This is a genomic window from Georgenia satyanarayanai, assembly GCF_023715365.1.
GTDB lineage: Bacteria > Actinomycetota > Actinomycetes > Actinomycetales > Actinomycetaceae > Oceanitalea > Oceanitalea satyanarayanai_B.
Genome location: NZ_JAMBNZ010000010.1, coordinates 1 through 21,108, shown reverse-complemented (window position 1 = coordinate 21,108; position 21,108 = coordinate 1). Strand labels below are relative to the sequence as shown.

Annotated in this window: 18 protein-coding genes; 7 read left to right on the top strand and 11 right to left on the bottom strand. The window is 71.5% G+C overall.

Going from position 1 to position 21,108, the window contains the following annotated elements; translation table 11 throughout:
• Positions 1-147 precede the first annotated feature (147 nt).
• The 3 genes from M3148_RS12460 to dapA all read right to left on the bottom strand — a co-directional run bounded on the left by M3148_RS12460 (position 148) and on the right by dapA (position 5,484).
• Complete coding sequence (locus M3148_RS12460; protein WP_251305028.1) at positions 148-2,787, bottom strand: DNA translocase FtsK; 2,640 nt, start codon at positions 2,785-2,787, stop codon at positions 148-150.
• A 115-nt stretch (positions 2,788-2,902) separates the two neighbouring features.
• The gene (locus M3148_RS12455) at positions 2,903-4,588 is read right to left on the bottom strand and encodes a ribonuclease J (protein WP_251305027.1); all 1,686 of its coding nucleotides are present in this window, start codon (positions 4,586-4,588) and stop codon (positions 2,903-2,905) included.
• Positions 4,585-5,484, bottom strand: coding sequence for a 4-hydroxy-tetrahydrodipicolinate synthase (gene dapA, locus M3148_RS12450; RefSeq protein WP_251305026.1), 900 nt, complete (start codon positions 5,482-5,484; stop codon positions 4,585-4,587). The genes M3148_RS12455 and dapA overlap by 4 nt, the downstream gene beginning before the upstream one ends.
• Before the next feature lie 85 nt (positions 5,485-5,569).
• On the opposite strand from dapA, the gene M3148_RS12445 reads away from it, so the two are divergent.
• The 7 genes from M3148_RS12445 (at position 5,570) to M3148_RS12415 (ending at position 11,167) form a co-directional block, all read left to right on the top strand.
• Positions 5,570-6,196, top strand: coding sequence for a GNAT family N-acetyltransferase (locus tag M3148_RS12445; protein ID WP_251305116.1), 627 nt, complete (start codon positions 5,570-5,572; stop codon positions 6,194-6,196).
• Between the two features lie 211 nt (positions 6,197-6,407).
• Complete coding sequence (locus M3148_RS12440; protein ID WP_251305025.1) at positions 6,408-8,825, top strand: nitric-oxide reductase large subunit; 2,418 nt, start codon at positions 6,408-6,410, stop codon at positions 8,823-8,825.
• Positions 8,818-9,447 carry a hypothetical protein gene (locus M3148_RS12435; protein WP_251305024.1) on the top strand — a complete coding sequence of 210 codons (630 nt, stop codon included), beginning with the start codon at positions 8,818-8,820 and terminating at the stop codon, positions 9,445-9,447. Before M3148_RS12440 ends, M3148_RS12435 begins: the two co-directional genes overlap by 8 nt.
• Positions 9,440-10,300 carry a slipin family protein gene (locus tag M3148_RS12430; RefSeq protein WP_251305023.1) on the top strand — a complete coding sequence of 287 codons (861 nt, stop codon included), beginning with the start codon at positions 9,440-9,442 and terminating at the stop codon, positions 10,298-10,300. The genes M3148_RS12435 and M3148_RS12430 overlap by 8 nt, the downstream gene beginning before the upstream one ends.
• Positions 10,297-10,602 (top strand): hypothetical protein, encoded by a 306-nt coding sequence (locus M3148_RS12425; RefSeq protein ID WP_251305022.1) that lies wholly within the window; start codon positions 10,297-10,299, stop codon positions 10,600-10,602. Before M3148_RS12430 ends, M3148_RS12425 begins: the two co-directional genes overlap by 4 nt.
• The gene (locus M3148_RS12420) at positions 10,599-11,012 is read left to right on the top strand and encodes a hypothetical protein (protein WP_251305021.1); all 414 of its coding nucleotides are present in this window, start codon (positions 10,599-10,601) and stop codon (positions 11,010-11,012) included. Before M3148_RS12425 ends, M3148_RS12420 begins: the two co-directional genes overlap by 4 nt.
• Entirely contained in the window at positions 11,009-11,167 is a 159-nt protein-coding gene (locus M3148_RS12415; protein WP_251305020.1) for a hypothetical protein, read from the top strand. Before M3148_RS12420 ends, M3148_RS12415 begins: the two co-directional genes overlap by 4 nt.
• 48 nt (positions 11,168-11,215) lie before the next feature.
• Here the strand turns inward: M3148_RS12415 and M3148_RS12410 are convergent, their stop codons facing one another.
• From M3148_RS12410 to truB, 8 genes are all read right to left on the bottom strand, one after another.
• The gene (locus M3148_RS12410) at positions 11,216-12,097 is read right to left on the bottom strand and encodes a serine/threonine-protein kinase (RefSeq protein WP_251305019.1); all 882 of its coding nucleotides are present in this window, start codon (positions 12,095-12,097) and stop codon (positions 11,216-11,218) included.
• Between the two features lie 60 nt (positions 12,098-12,157).
• Positions 12,158-12,910 (bottom strand): 4-hydroxy-tetrahydrodipicolinate reductase, encoded by a 753-nt coding sequence (gene dapB, locus M3148_RS12405; RefSeq protein ID WP_251305018.1) that lies wholly within the window; start codon positions 12,908-12,910, stop codon positions 12,158-12,160.
• A 134-nt stretch (positions 12,911-13,044) separates the two neighbouring features.
• Positions 13,045-14,409, bottom strand: a complete 1,365-nt coding sequence (locus M3148_RS12400) for a M16 family metallopeptidase (protein WP_251305017.1) — start codon at positions 14,407-14,409, stop codon at positions 13,045-13,047.
• The gene (locus tag M3148_RS12395; RefSeq protein WP_251305016.1) at positions 14,402-16,780 is read right to left on the bottom strand and encodes a polyribonucleotide nucleotidyltransferase; all 2,379 of its coding nucleotides are present in this window, start codon (positions 16,778-16,780) and stop codon (positions 14,402-14,404) included. The genes M3148_RS12400 and M3148_RS12395 overlap by 8 nt, the downstream gene beginning before the upstream one ends.
• Before the next feature lie 208 nt (positions 16,781-16,988).
• The gene (rpsO, locus tag M3148_RS12390) at positions 16,989-17,258 is read right to left on the bottom strand and encodes a 30S ribosomal protein S15 (RefSeq protein ID WP_251305015.1); all 270 of its coding nucleotides are present in this window, start codon (positions 17,256-17,258) and stop codon (positions 16,989-16,991) included.
• 95 nt (positions 17,259-17,353) lie between these two features.
• Positions 17,354-18,301 carry a bifunctional riboflavin kinase/FAD synthetase gene (locus M3148_RS12385; RefSeq protein ID WP_251305014.1) on the bottom strand — a complete coding sequence of 316 codons (948 nt, stop codon included), beginning with the start codon at positions 18,299-18,301 and terminating at the stop codon, positions 17,354-17,356.
• 62 nt (positions 18,302-18,363) lie between these two features.
• On the bottom strand, positions 18,364-19,767 hold the full coding sequence (locus tag M3148_RS12380; protein WP_251305013.1) for a NupC/NupG family nucleoside CNT transporter: 1,404 nt from the start codon (positions 19,765-19,767) through the stop codon (positions 18,364-18,366).
• An 87-nt stretch (positions 19,768-19,854) separates the two neighbouring features.
• Complete coding sequence (gene truB, locus M3148_RS12375) at positions 19,855-20,793, bottom strand: tRNA pseudouridine(55) synthase TruB (RefSeq protein ID WP_251305012.1); 939 nt, start codon at positions 20,791-20,793, stop codon at positions 19,855-19,857.
• Positions 20,794-21,108: the final 315 nt, after the last annotated feature.

The following is a 21,108-nucleotide window of genomic DNA, read 5'->3' as shown; positions in this document are numbered from 1 at the left end:
GACACACCCCCTGTCGCCGAGCGCTGACTTGTTACCTGACAGCGCAGTGTCGACCCGGCGCATCGCGAACCTTGGCGAGGGCGAGCGGTAACAACTCAGCGTTCGGCGCGAGAGGGCTGGCTCGGCGCGAGAGGAGTGGCGACTGGGTCAGCGGGTGGTGAGGTTCCAGGCGTCCTCGTCGGAGGGTGCGTCGTCGTCGTAGTAGTCCTCGACGACCTCCGCGTCCCCCATGGGCAGCACCGTCGTGGCGTCCACCTCGGCGGCGACGTCGTAGGGGACGTCCTCCCCCGACGGTGCCGGCGTCTCCCCACGGAGCATCGCCAACGTGCCGGGCAGGTCGTCCGGCTGGACGAGCACGTCACGCGCCTTGGAGCCCTCGGACGGGCCGACGATCTCCCGCGACTCGAGGAGGTCCATGAGCCGACCGGCCTTGGCGAAGCCGACCCGCAGCTTGCGCTGGAGCATCGACGTCGAGCCGAACTGGGAGCTGACGATGAGCTCGGCCGCCTGGAGCAGGAGGTCGAGGTCGTCGCCGATGTCCTCGTCCACCTGCTTCTTCGCGGCCGCGACGACGACGTCCTCGCGGTAGCTCGGCTGCAGCTGGGTCTTGACGTGCTCGACGACAGCGTGGATCTCCGACTCCGTGACCCAGGCACCCTGGACACGCATCGGCTTGGGCGCGCCCATCGGCAGGAACAGCGCGTCACCCTGGCCGATGAGCTTCTCGGCGCCGGGCTGGTCGAGCACGACGCGGGAGTCGGTGACCGACGATGTCGCGAAGGCGAGCCGGGACGGCACGTTGGCCTTGATGAGTCCGGTGACGACGTCGACGCTCGGGCGCTGCGTGGCGAGCACGAGGTGGATACCGGCGGCGCGGGCGAGCTGGGTGATGCGCTGCACCGAGGCCTCGACGTCGCGCGGGGCGACCATCATGAGGTCGGCGAGCTCGTCGACGACGACGAGGAGGTAGGGGTAGGTCGAGATCTTGCGCTCGCTGCCGGGCAGCGGCTTGACCTTGCCGGCGCGCACGCCGGCGTTGAAGTCGTCGATGTGCTTGTAGCCGAAGGCGGCGAGGTCGTCGTAGCGTGCGTCCATCTCCCGCACGACCCACTCCAGCGCCTCGGCGGCCTTCTTGGGGTTCGTGATGATCGGGGTGATGAGGTGCGGGATGCCCTCGTAGATCGTCAGCTCCACCCGCTTGGGGTCGACGAGCACCATGCGCACCTCTTCCGGGGTCGCGCGCATCATGATCGAGGTGATCATCGAGTTGACGAAGCTCGACTTACCGGCGCCGGTCGCGCCGGCGACGAGCAGGTGCGGCATCTTGGCGAGGTTCGCGACGACGTAGCCGCCCTCGACGTCCTTGCCCACGCCGATGACGAGGGGGTGCTCGCTGCGGCGGGCGACGGAGGACCGCAGGACGTCACCCAGGGAGACGGTCTCCCGGTCCGCGTTGGGGATCTCGATGCCGATCGCCGACTTGCCCGGGATCGGGGAGAGGATGCGGACGTCGGCACTGGCGACCGCGTAGGCGATGTTCTTGCTCAGCGCCGTGACCCGCTCGACCTTCGTGCCGGACCCGAGCTCCACCTCGTAGCGGGTGACCGTCGGGCCGCGGGAGAAGCCGGTGACCTTGGCGTTGATCTCGAACTGCTCGAGCACGTTGCTCAGCGCCTCGACGACACGGTCGTTGGCGGCCGAGCGCACCTTGTGCGGGGCGCCCTTGACCAGGACGTCGTCGGTCGGCAGCTGGTAGACGATGTCCGGCGCGAGCTCGAGCTGCTCCGCGCGGGCGGGCAGCGGCTCGGTCGGCGGGGCGAGGAGCTCCTCCTCGGGCGCCTCCTCCGGCTCAGGAGCCGCGGCCTTCCGGCGCGGGCCGCGCTTGCGTCCCTGCTCAGGCAGGACGGTCGTCTCCTCCGCCGCGGCGGCGATCTCGGCGGCAGACGCGTACGGCTCGTCGGCCGCGTACTCCCCGGGGACGACCTCCGTCTCGGCCTTGGGTGCCCGACGACGGCGCGGCCTGGGCGGGCGGGCGGCGACGACCTCCTCCTCCTGCTGGGAGGGGGCGACGTCGTCGTCGTGCTCCTTGCGGCCGGTGAGAGCCCGCAGCTTGCGGGGGATCGCGGCTACCGGGGTGGCGGTGATGATGAGGAGGGAGAAGAAGGCGAGCAGCACGAGCACCGGGATGGCGACCCACTCGCTGAGCAGCACGGTGAGCGGGGTGCCCACGAGCCAGCCGACGACGCCGCCGGCGTCCTGCACGGCCGCGAACTCCTGCGTGGCGCTCGGCACGCCCTTGGCGATGTGGATGATGCCGGTGACGGCGACGACGGCGATCGCGACGCCGATGCTCACCCGGCCGTTGTCGTGGCCCCGCTCGGGGTGGCGCATGAGGCGCACGGCGAGCACGACGAGGGGCACGGGGAGCAGGACGGCGAGCACACCGACGCTCCCCGCGGTGGCGGCGTGGACGACGGTCCCGGCGGCGCCGGACAGGCCGAACCACTCACGCGCCGCGACGACGATCGCGAGCGCGAGGAGCAGCAGGGCCACCCCGTCCTTGCGGAGTGCCGGGTCAAGCCCGCGGGCACCACTTCCCATACGACGCAGCGTCCCTCCGATGACGTGGGCGATCCCCAACCACAGCCCGCGCACCGCCCGAACCGGCCACGGAGGCCGTGACGGGCTGGGGGCGCGGCTCGACCGTCCACCGGAGCGCGTGGCCGAGCTCGCGCTCGGCCTGGCGGGCCGGGCGGACCGTGCGGGGGAAGTCGTACGGGTCGCCATGTGTGTCCTCCAAGCGGTGCGTCACAGACGCACCTGCGGGTCCACTGAACCACACCCGACCTGCCGAGCGCCCGGTGGACACGCGGGCGCGGGCCCGTTTTGTGGCCCCGGCCCCCTACGCCTCGACGACGACCGGGATGATCATCGGACGGCGACGCAGCCTGCTGGACGCCCAGCGGCCCACCACCCGGCGCATCACCTGCTGCAGCTGGCGCGTGTCGGTCGCCCCGCCGCGTGCCGCGCTGGTGAGCTCCTCGGCGAGCTTGGGCAGGATGCCGTCGAAGACCGACTCGTCCTCGGCCATGCCGCGGGCCTGGATGTGCGGGCCGGCGACGACGGCGCCGGTCGCGGAGTCCACGGCGGCGAAGATCGAGATGAAGCCCTCCTCGCCGAGGATCCGGCGGTCCTTGAGCTCGGCCTCGGTGATCTCCCCGACGGACGAGCCGTCGACGTAGACGTAACGGCTCGGGACGGCACCGACGATGCGGGCCTTCCCGTCGATGAGGTCGACGACGACGCCGTCCTCGGCGAGCACGACCCGCTCGGCGGGCACGCCGGTCTTGACGGCGAGCGCCCCGTTGGCCACGAGGTGGCGGATCTCCCCGTGCACCGGCATGACGTTGCGCGGCTTGACGATGTTGTAGCAGTAGAGGAGCTCACCGGCGCTGGCGTGGCCGGAGACGTGCACCCGGGCGTTGGCCTGGTGGACGACCTTCGCGCCCAGACGGGTGAGCCCGTTGATGACTCGGTAGACCGAGTTCTCGTTGCCGGGGATGAGGGAGGAGGCGAAGATCACCGTGTCCCCGGGCCCGACCGAGACGCGGTGGTCACGGTTGGCGATGCGGCTCAGCGCCGCCATCGGCTCGCCCTGGGAGCCGGTCGCCATGAGGACGAGCTCGTCGTCGCGCAGGTCGTCGACCTGCTTGACGTCGACGACGGTGTCCTCCGGGACGTGGAGGTAGCCGAGGTCGGAGGCGATCTTCATGTTGCGCACCATCGAGCGCCCGACGAAGGCGACCTTGCGGCGGTGGGCGTAGGCGGCGTCGAGCACCTGCTGCACCCGGTGCACGTGCGAGGCGAAGGAGGCGACGACGATCTTCTGGGTGGCGTCGGCGAAGACGGCGTCCAGGACCGGGCCGATCTCCGCCTCGGCCGTGGTGAAGCCGGGGACCTCGGCGTTGGTCGAGTCGGTCATGAACAGGTCCACACCCTCCTCGCCGAGGCGGGCGAAGGCGCGCAGGTCGGTGATCCGGCCGTCCAGCGGCAGCTGGTCCATCTTGAAGTCACCGGTGTGAAGGACGTTGCCCGCACCGGTGCGCACCATGACGGCCAGCGCGTCGGGGATGGAGTGGTTGACGGCGACGAACTCGGTCTCGAAGGGCCCGAAGCGCTCGACCTGCCCCTCCTTCACCGCGCGGGTGCGGGGGGTGATGCGGTGCTCCTTGAGCTTGGCCTCGATGAACGCGAGGGTGAGCCGGGAGCCGATGAGCGGGATGTCCTGGCGCAGGCGCAGGAGGTAGGGCACGGCGCCGATGTGGTCCTCGTGCCCGTGGGTGAGGACGATCGCCTCGACGTCGCCCATGCGGTCGGCGATGTAGTCGAAGTCCGGGAGGATGAGGTCGACGCCGGGCTGGTGGTCCTCGGGGAAGAGCACGCCGCAGTCGATGATGAGCAGGCGGCCCTCGTACTCGAGGACGGCCATGTTGCGGCCGACCTCGCCCAGGCCGCCGAGGGCGACGATACGCAGCGCACCGGCCGCGAGCGGCCCGGGCGGCGTGAGGTCGGGGTGGGTGTGGCTCACAGAAGTCCTTCCTGGCGCAGCACCTGTTCCAGTGCCACGATCTCGTTCTCCGCGGCGCGCACGAGCGGCAGCCGCACGGCCGGGCTGGGCAGTCGGCCCTGGAGGTGAAGTGCCTCCTTGACCATGACGGCGCCCTGGCCACCTCCCATGATGGCATTGACCAGGCCCCGGGTGCGGTTCGCGACGGCGCGGGCGGCGACGAGGTCGCCGTCGTCGACCTCGGCAACCATCTCGGCGTACGCGCCGGCCGCGAGGTGCCCGACGACGCTGACGACGCCGGAGGCGCCGTGCGCGAGCCAGGCGAAGTTCAGTCCGTCGTCACCGGAGTAGTATTCCAGGCCGGTGCGGGCCATGCGCTCGAAGCCGTGCGGCACGTCCCCGGTCGCGTCCTTGACCGCGAGGATGCGGGGGTGCTCGGCGAGCCGGTCGAGGATCTCGTCGCCGATCGCGACGCCGGTCCGCCCGGGGATGTCGTAGAGCATGACCGGCAGACCCGTCGCGTCCGCGATGGTGCGGATGTGGGTGTGGACACCCTCCTGGGAGGGCCGGTTGTAGTACGGGGTGACGACGAGCAGCCCGTGGGCGCCGGTGCGCTCGGCGCTCTTGGCGATGCGCACGGCGTGGGCGGTGTCGTTGGACCCGGCGCCGGCGATGACCATGGCTCGCTCCCCCACGGCCTCGACGACGCCGCGCACGAGCGCGTCCTTCTCGGGCTGGTGGGTGGTCGAGGACTCCCCGGTCGTGCCGTTGACGACGAGGCTGTCGCAGCCGGCGTCGACGAGGTCGACGGCCAGCTGCTGCGCGGTGGGCACGTCGACCGTGCCGTCGGCGTGGAAGGGGGTCACCATGGCGACCGACACCGAGCCGAAGGTGCGCGAGGGTGCGGCGGCGTTCATGGGGACGACGGTACCGCCCGCGTGGGCCGGGGACCGCGGCGGTCCGCGCTGTGACCGCCCGCGCCGGTAGCCTGCTGGGGTGAGGATGGACAGCACGCCGCACGACGCGGACGACCTGCTCGGTGCCCTGGCAGCCGGCGCCCTGCCCGACGACGACCCGCACGCGGGTCACGACCACGGCCCGACGGCGGACCTTTCCGTGCGCCCGGCCGTCCCCGAGGACGCCCCTCTCGTCACCCGACTGCAGCTGGCGGCGTGGCGCGGGCGCGGGATCATCACCGAGGAGGAGCTCGGCGCGGTCGACACCTCCGCCGTGACCGCCCAGTGGCAGGCGGCCGTCAGTGCCCCGCCCAGCCAGCGCCACCGCGTCCTCACCGCCTGCGCGGGCGTCGAGGTCGTCGGCTTCCTCGCCTTTGCCCCGGCCGAGGGCGTGGAGCTGCCCGAGTCCGCCGGCGAGGCGCCGGTGGAGGTGCTGGCGCTGGAGGTCGAGGACTCTCACACGCGCGAGGGGCACGGCTCCCGGCTGCTCGCCGCCTGCGTCGACCTCGCCGGCGAGGCGGGCGCGACGTCGCTCGTCATGTGGGCGGGCCAGGAGGACGACGCCCGCACCCGCTTCCTCTCCTCGGCGGGATTCGCGCCGGCCGGGCCGCGCCGCGTCCTCACGACCGGTGCGGGAGACGTCGTCGAGAGCTGCTGGTTCGCCCAGGTCTGAAGCCTCCACCCGGGAACGTGTGAGAGGTCGGGGAACGACATCACGGGGAGCATTCTTTCCCCGTGCCCCGACGGCTGGACGGTGACAGGGACGAACAGCTCCTCGCGCCGCCCTCCCGCCGCAGGCATGGACAACCAGCGTGTCTCGCGGCATAGTCGGCGCCAGCAGAGCCGCCTACGGAGCCGGCCTGCGGAACGGGGGAGGTTCCGTCATGAGCGTCGACGACCGCAAGACCCAGCACGACGCGTCCAGGACCGAGATCGCCATTTCCAAGGGTTGGGTCCAGGGCGTCGCCCTCGTGCTCATCTTCGGCTTCCTCGTCATGGGGGTGCTGGCTTATCGCACGTACACGGACTCGATGCCCCTCCCGCAGCGGGCGGTCGACACCTCCGGTGACGCAGTCTTCACCGAGGAGGAGATCACCGAGGGACAGCAGATATTCCTGCGACGCGGGCTGCAGCAGTACGGGTCCATCGTCGGCCACGGCGCGTACCTGGGCCCTGACTACACCGCGGAGTACCTGCGCCTGAGCAGCGAGCACGTCCGTGAGTCCCTCGAGGGACAGGGGGTGGCGGACCCACAGACCACGACGACGCAGATGATGCGGACCAACCGCTACGACCCGCAGACCGGTGACCTGGTCCTCACCGACGAGCAGGTCGCCGCCTTCACGGACATCCGCAACTACTACGCCGACTTCTTCGGCGTCGACACCACCGAGCACGGGCTCCTGCCGAGCAAGATCACCGATCCGGAGGAGATCCACGCGTTGACGGCGTTCTTCGCCTGGACGGCGTGGGCGAGCGCTGCCGAGCGGCCGGGGCACGACTACTCCTACACCAACAACTGGCCGCCGGAGCCGCGCGTCGACAACAAGCCCACCGCAGACATCCTCGTATGGTCCGGCATCTCGCTGGTCGCGCTGCTCGCCGGCCTCGGCATCCTGTTTGCGCTCTACGGCCGATGGAGCAGGAACATCGGGTGGAAGGGCAGCGAGTCGCCGTCGCTGCGCTTCCTCCAGCCCGGGGCAGTGGGCATCACCAAGGCGCAGAAGGCCACGTCCTGGTTCTTCCTCGTCGTCTCGCTGCTCTTCCTCGTCCAGGCGACCCTCGGCGCCGCCGTCGAGCACTATCGCGTGGAGCTTAGCGGTTTCTTCGGACTCGACCTGGCCCAGGTACTGCCGTTCAACCTCTCCCGCACCTGGCACGTCCAGCTCTCCCTGCTGTGGACCGCAGCCGCGTTCCTCGCCGCCGCGATCTTCCTCGCCCCCATCATCTCGGGCCGGGAACCCAAGCGGCAGCACTGGCTGGCCTACGGCCTGCTGGGCGCGCTGACGCTCGTCGTCGTCGGGATGCTCGGCAGCACTGCCGTGAGCATCTTCGGGCCCGAGTGGGCCAAGGGCTCGATCTTCTTCGACCAGCAGTGGGAGTACCTGGACCTGCCGCGCTTCTGGCAAATCCTGCTGGTCATCGGGCTGTTCCTGTGGATCCTCATCATCTACCGGGCGATCCGCTCCCGGCTGCGTACCGAGTCGAAGTTCAACATGCCCTGGCTGTTCCTCTACGCGGGGCTGGCGATCCCCGCCTTCTACGCCGTCGGGCTGCTCGCCACCACCGAGACCCACCTGACGGTCGCCGAGTTCTGGCGCTTCTGGGTGGTGCACCTGTGGGTGGAGGACTTCCTCGAGCTGTTCACCACCGTGATGGTCGCCTACGTGTTCGTCATGCTCGGCGTGGTGAGGCGCAAGATCGCCATCCAGGTCATCCTCCTCGACGTGATCCTGTACTCAATGGGCGGGGTCATCGGCACGATGCACCACCTGTACTTCTCGGGCACGCCGGTCGAGCACATGGCCCTCGGCGCCTTCTTCTCCGCTCTCGAGGTCATCCCGCTGACCTTCCTCACCATCGAGGCCTGGACGTTCCTGCAGCTGGGAGCCAGGCAGGAGTCACGCAACAGCGCACCGTTCCCCCACCGCTGGGCGGTGATGTTCCTCGTGGCCGTCGGCTTTTGGAACTTTCTCGGCGCGGGCGTCTTCGGGTTCCTCATCAACCTGCCGATCGTGTCCTACTTCCAGATCGGCACTGCTCTGACGGCGAACCACGCCCACGGCTCGATGATGGGCGTGTACGGGATGCTGGCGATCGGGCTGGCGCTCTTCGCCTTGCGCTACATCATCCCGCCCGACCGATGGCCGGACAGACTGGCCAAGATCTCTTTCTGGTCACTCAACATCGGGCTGGCCTGGATGGTGTTCGCGACGCTGCTGCCGCTGGGGGTCATGCAGCTGTGGAACTCCGTCAACTTCGGCTACTACGAGGCCCGCACCCTCGGGTACATCACCCAGCCCGGCAACGTTGTCCTCGAGTGGCTGCGGATGCCCGGTGACGTCCTCTTCCTCCTTGGCGGCATTCTGCCGTTCGTGTGGATCTGCTGGCTGGGCGTCCGGCACGGGATCAAGGCCACCGTCACCCGGATGGAGCCGGAGACCCTCTTCGTGGAGGAGCACGAGGAGGCGCGCGAGGACCGCACCGGAATCACGACCGCGGGTCCGGCCCGTAGGACCCCTGGGAGCGGCTACGCCTCAGACCGCCGAGACGGCGCAGCGGGGAGGCCGAGCGATGAGTGAGCCCTGGGTGTGGATGGCCGCCGGCTACGGGGCGGTGCTGCTGCTGGTGGCCTACGGGATCGACCAGTTCGCCCGGCGGGCGCAGTCGGCCCACGAGAAGCAGCAGACGCCGGGATTCACGTACCACGAGGACCACGACGCCTGGCAGTGTCCCGAGGACCAGTGGTTGTGGCCGCAGTCCTTCGACCCGGACAACCGGGTGATGCGCTACCGCGGGAGTCCCACGATCTGCAACTCCTGCCCGGTCAAGGACAGCTGCACCACGTCCGACGACGGACGGGAGATGAAGCGGATGATCGACGTGTGGCCGGCCTCCGAGTCGGCCAGGTTCCACCGTGGCATCGCCTGCGCGGTCACCGTGCTGGCCGCGCTGTGGCCGCTGGCCACCGCGTTCACCGTCGACGGCTGGGCCGCGCAGCTGGTGCTGCTGGGGGCGACGTTCGTCATCGCCCTGGCCGCGCTGCCGCTGTGGTCCCACCTGCGGCGGACGCCGGCCGTTCCGGAGGGCGTGCGCTTCCAGACGCTGGACGAGAACCTCGCCGACCGCGGCGTGGTCGCCGAGGCGGTGGCTCGCCGGCGCACCAGCTACGCCTCCGACCGAAGGGAACCTGAGGATGGATGACACCCTGCTCATCGCCATCATGCTGACCGCCGTCGTCGTGGTGCTGGCCTTTCTCTCGCTGCGGATGGTCCGCGAGTACGAACGCGTGGTCGCGTTCCGGCTGGGGCGTCTGCGCGGCGCACTGGGCCCGGGCATCGTCGTCCGGCTGCCGTTGCTGGACACACTGGTGCCCGTGGACCTGCGCGTGGTCACCCTGACCATCCCGCCGCAGGAGGTCATCACGCGTGACAACGTCACCGCCCGGGTCAACGCCGTGGTGATGTTCAGGGTCGTCGACCCGGTGAAGTCGGTGATGACGGTGGAGAACCACGCGGTCGCCACCTCCCAGTTCGCCCAGACCACGCTGCGGTCGGTCGTCGGTCGCGCCGACCTCGACACGCTGCTGGCCCACCGCGCCGACCTCAACGACGACCTCCAGCAGTCCATCGCCCGCCAAGCCGTGCCGTGGGGTGTGGAGGTCTCCGTGGTGGAGATCAAGGACGTGGAGATCCCGGAGATGATGCAACGCGCCATGGCACGCCAGGCCGAGGCCGAGCGGGAACGCCGCGCCAAGGTGATCAGCGCCCACGGCGAGCTGGAGGCGTCGCAGGAGCTGCGGGACGCGGCGCTGACGCTCAGCGAGGCGCCAGCCTCCTTGCAGCTGCGCTACCTGCAGACGCTCCTCGAGCTGGGCGCCGACCAGAACTCCACCGTCGTGTTCCCGCTGCCGATGGACATCATCGGACCGTTGATGAACGCGTTCGGGCAGAGTCCACCTGCCGCGCGTGCACCCACCGCCGGCAGCCGCGACGAAAGGTCCGAGACGCGTGGGCTGAGCGTCGTCGACGACCACGCGGAAGGAGAGTCGCGATGAGCGAGTCCAGCGACGACCCGCTGCTGCCCGCCCCCGGTCGGCCAGTACGGCTCGTGCCCACCCCGCCCGGTTTCTGGAGGCTCGTGCTCGGGATCGGCACAGCGGCGCTCGCCCCGCTGTTCGGCTTCCTGGTGGGGTCCATCACGGGTTCGCAGGAGGCAGCCGTGGAGATGAACCCGCAGTACTGGGGGCTGTTCGGGGGATTCGTCCTGGGGGGACTGGGCCTGGGCATGGCGATGCTCGGAGTACGGCGGCTGTGGTCCCACTACCGCGGCCGCGCGGCACAGGAGGAGATGACATGACCACCTCCCAGGCGCCGGCCGTCGCCCCGCTCGCCGGCTTCCGCTCCGACCGCACCGCTGACCGGTACATGCGGCGCCTCCTCGGGGTCACCGGTGTTGACCGGAAGAGCGGCACCGGTGCGCACCGGGCCTTCCGCGTCTCGGTGGTGGTGTCGGCCGTCCGCTGCCTCATCACGTACCTGGCGGTGCCCCTCGCGGTGCCGGCGCTGAGTCTCGCTGGACGGGTGGCAGCACCGGTCGGTCTCCTGCTGTGCGTGCTCGCCGTGGTCAACGGGGTCGTCGCCGTCAGGCGGTTCTGGCTGGCCGACCACCGCAGCCGCTGGATGTACACCGCCTTCATGGGCGTCGTCTTCACCATCCTCACCATCGCCATGTACACCGAGATCCAGCGTTGGGTGGTGAACACATGAGCACGGAACCCACCGTCGGCGCCGAGCCCCCCGGGCCGGCACCCGACGAACAGGAGTACCAGGCCCCGAGCGAGCTGGAGAGCGCGTTGCTGACGCTCGTCCTCTTCGGCGGTCTCGTCGTCTTCGCGATCGGCTGCATGACGTTCCTGTGGTGACCGGCGGTTGCCGGCTCTCGCCTGAGCCTCGACCGAGCAGGTGCGCCGTCAGACCGCCGGGGACAGCTCGAGGATCGGCCTCGTCGCGTCAGGCTCCGGGCGGCTCACCATATTGCCCACTGGTCGCAGCGGGCGGTGCGGGAGCTTGACCTCTCCGCGCATGTCGGCGAGCACGTCACGCACCTCCGCGGCAGAGCAGCGACCGTTTGGCTCCTTGTGGAGCATCGCCGCACCCAGCTCGTCCAGACTCGGGGGGACATCGAGCACGAGCTCGCGCAGCCGCGGTGCCGCCGCCCGCACGTGGCGGTGGAGGATCTCCGTCGGCGAGTCCGCGGTGAAGGGTGGCCGGCCGGCGAGCGTCGCGGTGAGGAGGCAGCCGAGGGCGTAGACGTCGCTCGCACCGGTCGCCGGCGCCGACGCGACCTGCTCCGGGGCCATGTACGGTGCCGTCCCGAACGTCACGGGGCCGGCGCAGGAGGGCGAGGCGGCCGCGACGCCGAAGTCCACGAGCACGACGGCGTCGTCGGTGAGGACGACGTTCGCCGGCTTGACGTCGCCGTGGACCACCCCTGCGTCGTGGACGGCGGCCAGCGCGTCGGCGAGGTCGTGCACGATCCGCAGCGCCTCCGCCGGCGGCACCGGCCCGTCTTCCAGCACGGCGGCGAGGTCGGGCCCGCTGAGGAGGTCCATGACGAGATAGTCCATGTCGCCGTCGTGACCCGCGTCGTGGACCTCCACGACCCCCGGGTGGTCGACCGACGCCGCGAGCGCCGCCTCCCGCCGCAGCGCACCGGTCCCGCCGCGTACCGCCTCGGCGGTCTTGACGGCGACGTCGCGCCCGGAGTGCACGTCACGGGCCGCCCAGACACGTCCCATCCCGCCACGTCCGACGACGTGCCGCAGCTCGTACCTGTCCGCGAGACGACTCACGCCCGCCATCCTGGTACGGCGGGCCACGGGGCGCCTCTCGGGAGCCCCGCGACGGGCTCCTCAGGCCAGGTCGAGCATGTGCTCCAGGCCCACGGTGAGCCCCGGGCGGCCGCCGACCTCGCGGACGGCGAGGAGGACACCGGGCATGAAGCTCTCGCGGTCGAAGGAGTCGGTCCGGATCGTCAGCTGCTCCCCCGGGTTGCCGAGGACGACCTCCTCGTGGGCGACCAGGCCTCGCAGGCGGACCGCGTGGACGTGGACGCCGTCGACGACCGCGCCGCGGGCGCCGTCGAGCTGCGTCTGGGTGGCGTCGGGCATCTCGCCCAGGCCGGCGTCGCGGCGCGCTGCGGCGATGCCGCGGGCGGTGGCCAACGCGGTCCCCGACGGTGCGTCGACCTTGTTCGGATGGTGGAGCTCGATGACCTCGGCGGACTCGAAGTAGCGGGCCGCGGTGGCGGCGAACTGCATGGCGAGCACGGCGGACAGGGCGAAGTTCGGGGCGATGACCACGCCGAGCCCGTCGGTGCGCGCGAGGTGCTCCTCCACGCGGGCGAGGGCCGGGTCGTCCCAGCCGGTCGTGCCGACGACGGCGTGCACCCCGGCGTCGAGGAGCGCGTGGACGTTCGCCTCGGTGACGGAGGGGACGGTGAAGTCCACGGCGACGTCCGCCCGCCCGGCCAGCGAGGCGACGTCGTCGTCCCTTTCGAGACGGGCGACGAGCTGCAGGTCCGGTGCGTTCTCGACAGCGTCGCAGACGGTGGCGCCCATGCGCCCGTCGGCACCGAGCACGGCCACCTTGAGGGGTTCACTCATGCCCGCGAGCATAAGCCGCGCGGTCCCCGCCCCTCAGTACCGCCCACCCCAGCCGAGCGCTGAGGTGTTACCGAGCGCTCGTGCCGCTCACGGCGCACGTACCCGCCGTGCGGCGTGAGGCCGCTGGGAACAGCTCAGCTGTCGACGGCGAGGCGCGAGAGGAGCTGGCCGGCGAGGTCGTCCTCGAAGGGGCCGACGACGACGAGCGAGCGCGGCTTGGCAGCCAGCTCGACCGCCAGCGCCTGCACCTGCTCGGCCGTGACGCCTGAGACCCGCTCGAGCGTCTCGGCGACGGTGGTGAGCTCGCCGTGGACGATCTCCGCGCGCCCGAGCCGGGACATGCGCGAGCCGGTGTCCTCCAGGCCGAGGACGAGGTTGCCACTCAGCTGGCCGATGGCCCGCCCGAGCTCGTCGACGGGCAGCGGCGCGCCAGCGATGCGGTCGAGCTCAACGCCGAGCAGCTCGACGACCTGCACGGTGTTCTCCGGCGCGCAGCCGGCGTACAGGCCCACGGTGCCCGCCTCGGCGTAGGAGGAGGCGAAGGCGTAGGTGGAGTAGGCGAGCCCACGCCGCTCGCGGATCTCCTGGAACAGGCGCGAGCTCATGCCGCCGCCCAGCGCGGTCATGAGGACCGACAGCGCCCAGCGGCGGTCGTCGCCGGCGGGCAGGCCCTGGCAGCCGAGGATGACGTTGGCCTGCTCCGTGGTTCGGTGCAGCGTGAGGGCGCGGCCCTCGGAGGGCAGCGCGTCGTCGCCGGCGGAGCGGCGAGCGGCGGGCACGCCCGCCGGGTCGAGCTCCCACCCGCCTGCACCGACAGCCTCGAGGACCTGACGGCACAGCTCGTCGTGGTCGACCGCGCCCGCCGCGGTGACGACGAGCTCGCTCGGTACGTAAGTGCGCCGGTAGTGCTCGAGCACGGCCTGCCGCGGGACGCCGCGGATGGTGGCCGGGGTGCCGCCGATCGGCCGCCCGAGGGGGTGCGGCCCGAGGACCGCGGTGGCGAACTGCTCGTGGGCGACGTCGACGGGGTCGTCCCCCGCCATCGCCAGCTCCTCGAGGATGACGCCGCGCTCGATCTCGAACTCCTCGGCGTCGAGCAGCGCCGAGGTCACCATGTCAGTGATGACGTCCACCGCCATCGGCAGGTCGGCGTCGAGCACCCGCGCGTAGTAGCAGGTGTGCTCCTTGCCGGTGGCCGCGTTGGCCTCCCCGCCGACGGTGTCAAAGGCCACGGCGATGTCCATCGCGTCCCGGCGAGGGGTGCCCTTGAAGAGCAGGTGCTCGAGGAAGTGGGTCGAGCCGTGGTGGCCGTCGGTCTCGTCACGCGAGCCGACGGCCACCCAGGCCCCGATCGTGGCTGAGCGCTGGGCCGGCATGGCCTCGCTCAGCACGCGGATCCCGCCGGGCAGGACGGAGCGTCGGATGACGCTGCCGTCCTGCTCCAGCTGGATCTCGGTGCCCGGCTCGCCGGCCGGGCCCAGGGGAAGTGCCTCAGGCACCAGCGCTGTCGCCGTCCTCACGGGTACGGGGGCGACGCTCGCGACGGCGGCCGCCGCCCTCACGGCGCGGACGCTCCTCGCGCTCGCCCTGGTCCTCGCCGGACTCGGTCGCTTCAGCGGACTCGGTCGCCTCGGCAGCATCGGGCGCTGCGGTCTCGGCCGCCTCGCCCTCCTCGTCGTCGACGACGGCGTGCAGGGAGAGCTTGCCACGGGCGTCGATCTCGGCGAGCTCGACCTGGACCTGCTGGCCCACGCCGAGGACGTCCTCGACGTTCTCCACGCGCTTGCCGCCGACGAGCCGGCGGATCTGCGAGATGTGGAGCAGGCCGTCCTTGCCCGGGGACAGGGAGACGAAGGCGCCGAAGGTGGTCGTCTTGACGACGGTCCCGACGAAGCGCTCGCCGATCTCGGGCATCTGCGGGTTGGCGATGGCATTGACCGCCTGGCGGGCGGCCTCGGCCGAGGGGCCGTCGGTCGCGCCGATGTAGACGGTGCCGTCGTCCTCGATGGAGATGTCCGCGCCGGTGTCCTCCTGGATCTGGTTGATCATCTTGCCCTTCGGGCCGATGACCTCACCGATCTTGTCGACGGGGACCTTGACCGTGATGACGCGGGGCGCCGTCGGGGCCATCTCGTCGGGGGCGTCGATGACCTCCGTCATGACGTCGAGGATGTGCAGGCGCGCGTCACGGGCCTGCGACAGGGCACCGGTGAGCACGGAGGACGGGATGCCGTCGAGCTTGGTGTCCAGCTGGATGGCCGTGACGAACTCGCGGGTACCGGCGACCTTGAAGTCCATGTCACCGAAGGCGTCCTCGGCGCCGAGGATGTCGGTGAGCGCCGCGTAGCGGGTCTCACCGTCGACCTCGTCGGTCATCAGGCCCATGGCGATGCCGGCCACGGGGGCGCGCAGCGGCACGCCGGCGTTGTACAGGGACAGGGTCGAGGCGCAGACCGAGCCCATCGAGGTGGAGCCGTTGGAGCCCAGTGCCTCGGAGACCTGCCGGATCGCGTAGGGGAACTCCTCGCGGGAGGGCAGGACGGGCATGAGGGCGCGCTCGGCGAGGGCGCCGTGCCCGATCTCGCGACGCTTGGGCGAGCCCACGCGACCGGTCTCACCGGTGGAGTAGGGCGGGAAGTTGTAGTTGTGCATGTAGCGCTTGCGCGTCTGCGGGGAGAGGGTGTCGAGCTGCTGCTCCATGCGGAGCATGTTGAGCGTGGTCACGCCCATGATCTGCGTCTCGCCGCGCTCGAAGATCGCCGAGCCGTGGACGCGCGGGAGCACGTCGACCTCGGCGGACAGGGTGCGGATGTCGCGCAGCCCGCGACCGTCCATGCGCACGCCGTCGGTGAGGACGCGGCGGCGCATGAAGTGCTTGGTGGCGGCGCGGAAGGCGGCGGAGAGGTTCTTTGCGGCGTCCGGGAACTGCCCGGCGAGCGCCTCGAGGGTGGCCTTCTTGACCTCGTCGAGACGGTCCTCGCGCTCGTGCTTGCCCGCGATGGCGATGGCCTCGGAGAGGTCCGTGCCGGCGTGGGCGACGACGGCCTCGTACTCCTCGGTGGAGTAGTCGAGGAAGCGGGGCAGCTCGGTCGTCGGCTTGGAGGTGTTCGCCGCGAGCTCGCTCTGCGCGTGGCACAGCGCGAGGATGAACGGCTTGGCGGCCTCCAGGCCCTGGGCCACGACCTCCTCGGTCGGGGCGGTGGCGCCCTGCTCCTTGATGAGCGTCCAGGCGTTGTCGGTGGCCTCGGCCTCGACCATCATGACCGCGACGTCCTCGGTGCCCTGCGCGTCGGTGACGACGCGGCCGGCGACGACCATCGAGAAGACGGCCCGCTCGAGCTCGGAGTAGCGCGGGAAGGCGACCCACTGGTCGTCGATGAGGGCGATGCGGGTGCCGCCGATCGGCCCGGAGAAGGGCAGACCGGAGATCTGGGTCGACATCGACGCGGCGTTGATCGCCAGGACGTCGTAGGAGTCGTCGGGGTGGATCGCGAGGACAGTCTCGACGACCTGCACCTCGTTGCGCAGGCCCTTGGCGAAGGACGGGCGCAGCGGGCGGTCGATGAGCCGGCAGGCGAGGATCGCCTCGGTCGAGGGACGGCCCTCGCGGCGGAAGAACGAGCCGGGGATCTTGCCGGCGGCGTACTGGCGCTCCTCGACGTCCACGGTCAGCGGGAAGAAGTCGAAGTGGTCCTTCGGGTTCTTGCCGAACGTGGTCGCCGACAGCAGCATCGTGTCCTCGTCGAGGTACGCGACGGCGGAGCCGGCGGCCTGACGGGCCAGACGGCCGGTCTCGAAGCGGACGGTGCGGGTGCCGAACTTGCCGTTGTCGATGACGGCTTCGGCGGACGTGATCTCGGGTCCCTCCATGGGGCGCCCTCCTTCGTGGTCGTCGCGCGGCGCCCGGCGGCCTTCGATCGAGGCCCACGGACCACCGGCGAACCGGTCTTCCGGGGGCCACTACCGAAAACCGGCTCGGTACGTCCGGCGCGGTGGTGGTGTGTTGAGTTGTCGTCCGCCGGGCGGCGGACATTGCAAGGCCGGCCCGGACCCGTGAGGGTCCGAGCCGGCGCGAGTGTCAGCGACGCAGTCCGAGGCGCCCGATCAGGGTGCGGTACCGCTCGATGTCGACGCGCTGCAGGTACTTGAGCAGGTTGCGGCGCTGGCCGACGAGCAGCAGCAGACCACGACGGCTGTGGTGGTCGTGCTTGTGCATCTTGAGGTGCTCGGTGAGGTCGAGGATGCGACGGCTGAGCATCGCGATCTGGACCTCCGGCGAACCGGTGTCGCCCTCGTGGGTGGCGTACTCGGCGATGATGGACTGCTTGACGTCTGCAGCGAGGGGCACAGGTTCTCCTAGTGGTGTCGTTGCGCGGAGCACCGGGGCATGTCCACCCGGGCATGACGCATCCGCGGCCGATCTGACGGCAAGGGATGATGCTATCAGACGGCCGACTCGCCCAGCACGGCGAGCGCGTCGGTGACGTCCAGGCGCATCTGTGCGACGAGAGCCTCGACGCCCTCGTAGCGCAGGGTCGGGCGCAGCCGCTCGACGAACTCGACGACGACCTCCTCGTCGTACAGGTCGAGGTCGGTGCGCCCGATGACGTGGGCCTCGACGATGCGCTCGGCGATGTCCCCGAACGTGGGGTTGGTGCCGACGGAGATCGCGGCGGGCAGCCGCTCCCCCGTGCCCGCGTGGCGGCGCAGCCAGCCCGCGTAGACGCCGTCGGCGGGGATGGTGCCGGTCGCGGACGGGGCGAGGTTCGCCGTTGGGAAGCCGAGGTCGCGGCCACGGGCCTGCCCGCGGACGACGGCCCCGCGCATGCGGTGGGGGCGGCCGAGGACGGTCGCGGCGGCGGCCACGTCGCCGGACTCGACGAGCTCACGGGCCCAGCTGGAGGACCAACGCCGGTCCACACCGACGTCCGCGACGACGTCGACGGCGAAGCCGTGCTCCCGCCCCAGGGCCGCCATCGTGTGCTGGTCACCGGAGTTGCCGCGCCCGAATCGCGTGTCGTGGCCGACGACGACGGCGCGGGCCCGCAGCGCGTCGCGCAGGTAGCCGGTGACGAACGCCTCGGGCGTGAGCGCGGCGAGGTCGAGGGTGTAGTGGAGGACGAGCGTCGCGTCGATGCCGACCTCGGCGAGGAGCGCGAGCCGGTCGGTGAGACCGGTGAGGAGGGGCGGAGTCGTGCCCGGCCGGTGGACCTGCGCGGGGTGCGGGTCGAAGGTGAGGGCGACGGCGGGGACCCCGAGCGCGCGGGCTCGCTCCGTGGTGGCCGTGAGCACGGCCCGGTGTCCGCGGTGGACGCCGTCGAAGTTGCCGATGGTGACGACACTGCCGCTCAGACCGTCGGGGATCTGCTCGATGCCGTGCCACACCTGCACGCTGGGACTCCTTCTGTCGTCGGCGGTCGCTGGCTGCGGGCCGCAGCCGAGACTACCCCGGCTCAGCCGATGAGGATCCCGGCGATGGCCGCCGACAGGAGGTTGCCGAGCGTGCCCGCGAGGACCGCCCGCAGGCCGAGCGTGGCGATGACGCTGCGCTGGGTGGGGGCGATGCCGCCCAGCCCACCGAGGAGGATGGCGAGGGAGCCGAGGTTGGCGAATCCGGTGAGGGCGAACGTGATGACGGCCTGGGACTTCTCGCTGAAGTCCCCGGCGTTGGGCGCGAAGTCGGAGAAGGCGACGAACTCGTTGAGGATGACCTTCTGGCCGAGGAAGCTGCCGGCGTCGACCGCCTCGTGGAGGGGGACACCGACGGCCGCCATGATCGGGGAGAAGACGTAGCCGAGGATCTCCTCGACGCTGAGGTCCTCGTTCCCGAACCACCCGCCGATCCCACCGACGACGATGTTGGCCAGCGCGATGAGCGAGATGAACGCGAGGAGCATCGCACCGACGTTGAGCGCGAGGGTGAGGCCGTCCGACGCGCCGCGGGCCGCGGCGTCGATGACGTTGACGGGGGGCTCCTCCTCGTCCTCGTCGTCCGCGGTGTCCTTACCGCGGGCACGGCGGACCAGCTCGTCACGACCCTCGTGGGTGCCGCCCCGGCGGGAGCCGCGACGGAAGGCCGCCATGAGCCGGGAGCCGCCGCGGCGGGAGGTGTCGCCGTCGTCGGCGGCGTCGGCGTCGGCGGGGTCGGTGACGCGCGCGTCCGGGGTGGCGGCGCTCTCCGCGTTGGGGCCGATCCCCGCGACGGCGCCGGCGGGAACGAGCATCTTCGCCATGAGGAGGCCCGCGGGGGCGGCCATGAAGCTCGCGGCGATGAGGTACTCGAGGTTCGCGCCGAGCAGGGAGTAGCCGACGAGGACCGAGCCGGCCACCGTCGTGAGACCGCCGGCCATGACGGCGAAGATCTCCGAGGGCGTCATGTCCTTGATGTAGGGACGGATGACGAGCGGTGCCTCGGTCTGGCCGACGAAGATGTTGGCAGCGGCATTCATCGACTCCGGCCCGGTGGTGCCCAGGAGCTTCGCCAGGGCGCCGCCGATCCAGCGCGTGACGAGCTGGAGGAGGCCCACGTGGTAGAGCACCGCGGTGAGCGCCGCGAAGAAGACGATGACGGGGAGCACCTGGAAGGCGAAGACCGAGCCCTCGTCAGGCAGGATCGGGCCGAAAAGGAACTCGATGCCCGCGGCGGAGGAGTTGATGACCGACTGCACGCCCGAGGTCACCGCCTCGAGGACCCGCTGGCCGGCGGGCACGTAGAGGACGAGGACGCCGAAGACGACCTGGACGAGCAGCGCGAGGGACACGGTCCGGTAGTTGATCCGCCGTCGGTCGACCGACAGCAACCACGCGATCGCCAGGACGACGACCATGCCGCCCACTCCCCACAGCACCTGGAGCACCGCTCCCCCTCTCGTCGCACGACGCCGTCCGGGCAGGGTGGCACAGCCCGGCGGTCCCCGCGCGGAGAGGCTGCGCCTGAGGGCGGCTCACGCGGGGTCGAGGACGAGCACCGGGCGCGCCTGGGCGCCGCGGTCCTCGAGCAGGGCGACGACGTGGCCGTCCGGGGCCAGGGCCGCGACCGGGCCGGGCCGGCCGGTGGCGTCGACCCGCTGGCCGTAGCGCACGGCGGTGGTCTCACTGGCGGAGAGCTCGCGCAGGTCGAAGGCCGCGCGGCACGCCTCGGTCATGGAGAGCAGCTGCACGGGCCGGCCCTCCGCGTGCGCGGCGCCGAGGGTGTCGAGGTCCGCGGCGCCGTCGAGGGCGAAGGGGCCCACGTAGGTGCGTCGCAGCGCGGTGAGGTGGCCGCCGGTGCCGAGGGCAGCGCCGAGGTCGCGGGCGAGGGCACGGACGTAGGTACCCGAGGAGCACCCGACGACGACGTCCAGGTCGGTGACGGCGGTGCCGTCCTGCGCCGTCGTCGTCCGCTGCGCGAGCACGTCCAGGCGGTGGATGGTGACGGGTCGGGCCGCGAGCTCGACCTCCTCCCCGCCGCGGACGCGGGCGTAGGAGCGCTTGCCGTCGACCTTGATCGCGCTGACGGAGCTCGGCACCTGCTGGATCGGCCCGCGCATGGCGGCGACGGCCGCGGCGAGTGCGCCGGTGTCGACGTCGGGAGCACCGGGGGCGTCGGTGACGTCCCCCTCGGCGTCGTCGGTCACGGTCGCCTGACCGAGGCGGACGGTGGCGGTGTACTCCTTGTCCGCGCCGACGAGGTAGGTGAGCAGCCGGGTGGCGCGGTTGACGCCGAGGACGAGGACGCCGGTGGCCATCGGGTCCAGGGTGCCCGCGTGGCCGACCTTGCGGGTGCCGGCGAGGCGCCGCACGCGGCCGACGACGTCGTGGCTCGTCCACGCCGGCGGCTTGTCGACGACGAGGAGCCCGTCGACGGGGTCGGAGGCACCGGAGGGGGAACGTCGCTCAGTCATCCGGCGACGCTAGCAGCGCCAGCACCCCGCCCCGACAGCCGGATTCCTCCGCCGGGTGACGGGCATCCGCCCATCGCCGACAGCCGGATTCCGCCAGAAGCAAGCCCCCCTTTCGCCGACAGCCGGATTCCTCCGTACGCGCCGCCCGCGGAGGAATCCGGCTCTCGGCACAAGGAGGTGGGCTCCACCGCGCCGCCCGCGGAGGAATCCGGCTCTCGGCACAAGGAGGTGGGCTCCACCGCGCCGCCCGCGGAGGAATCCGGCTCTCGGCACAAGGAGGTGGGCTCCACCGCGCCGCCCGCGGAGGAATCCGGC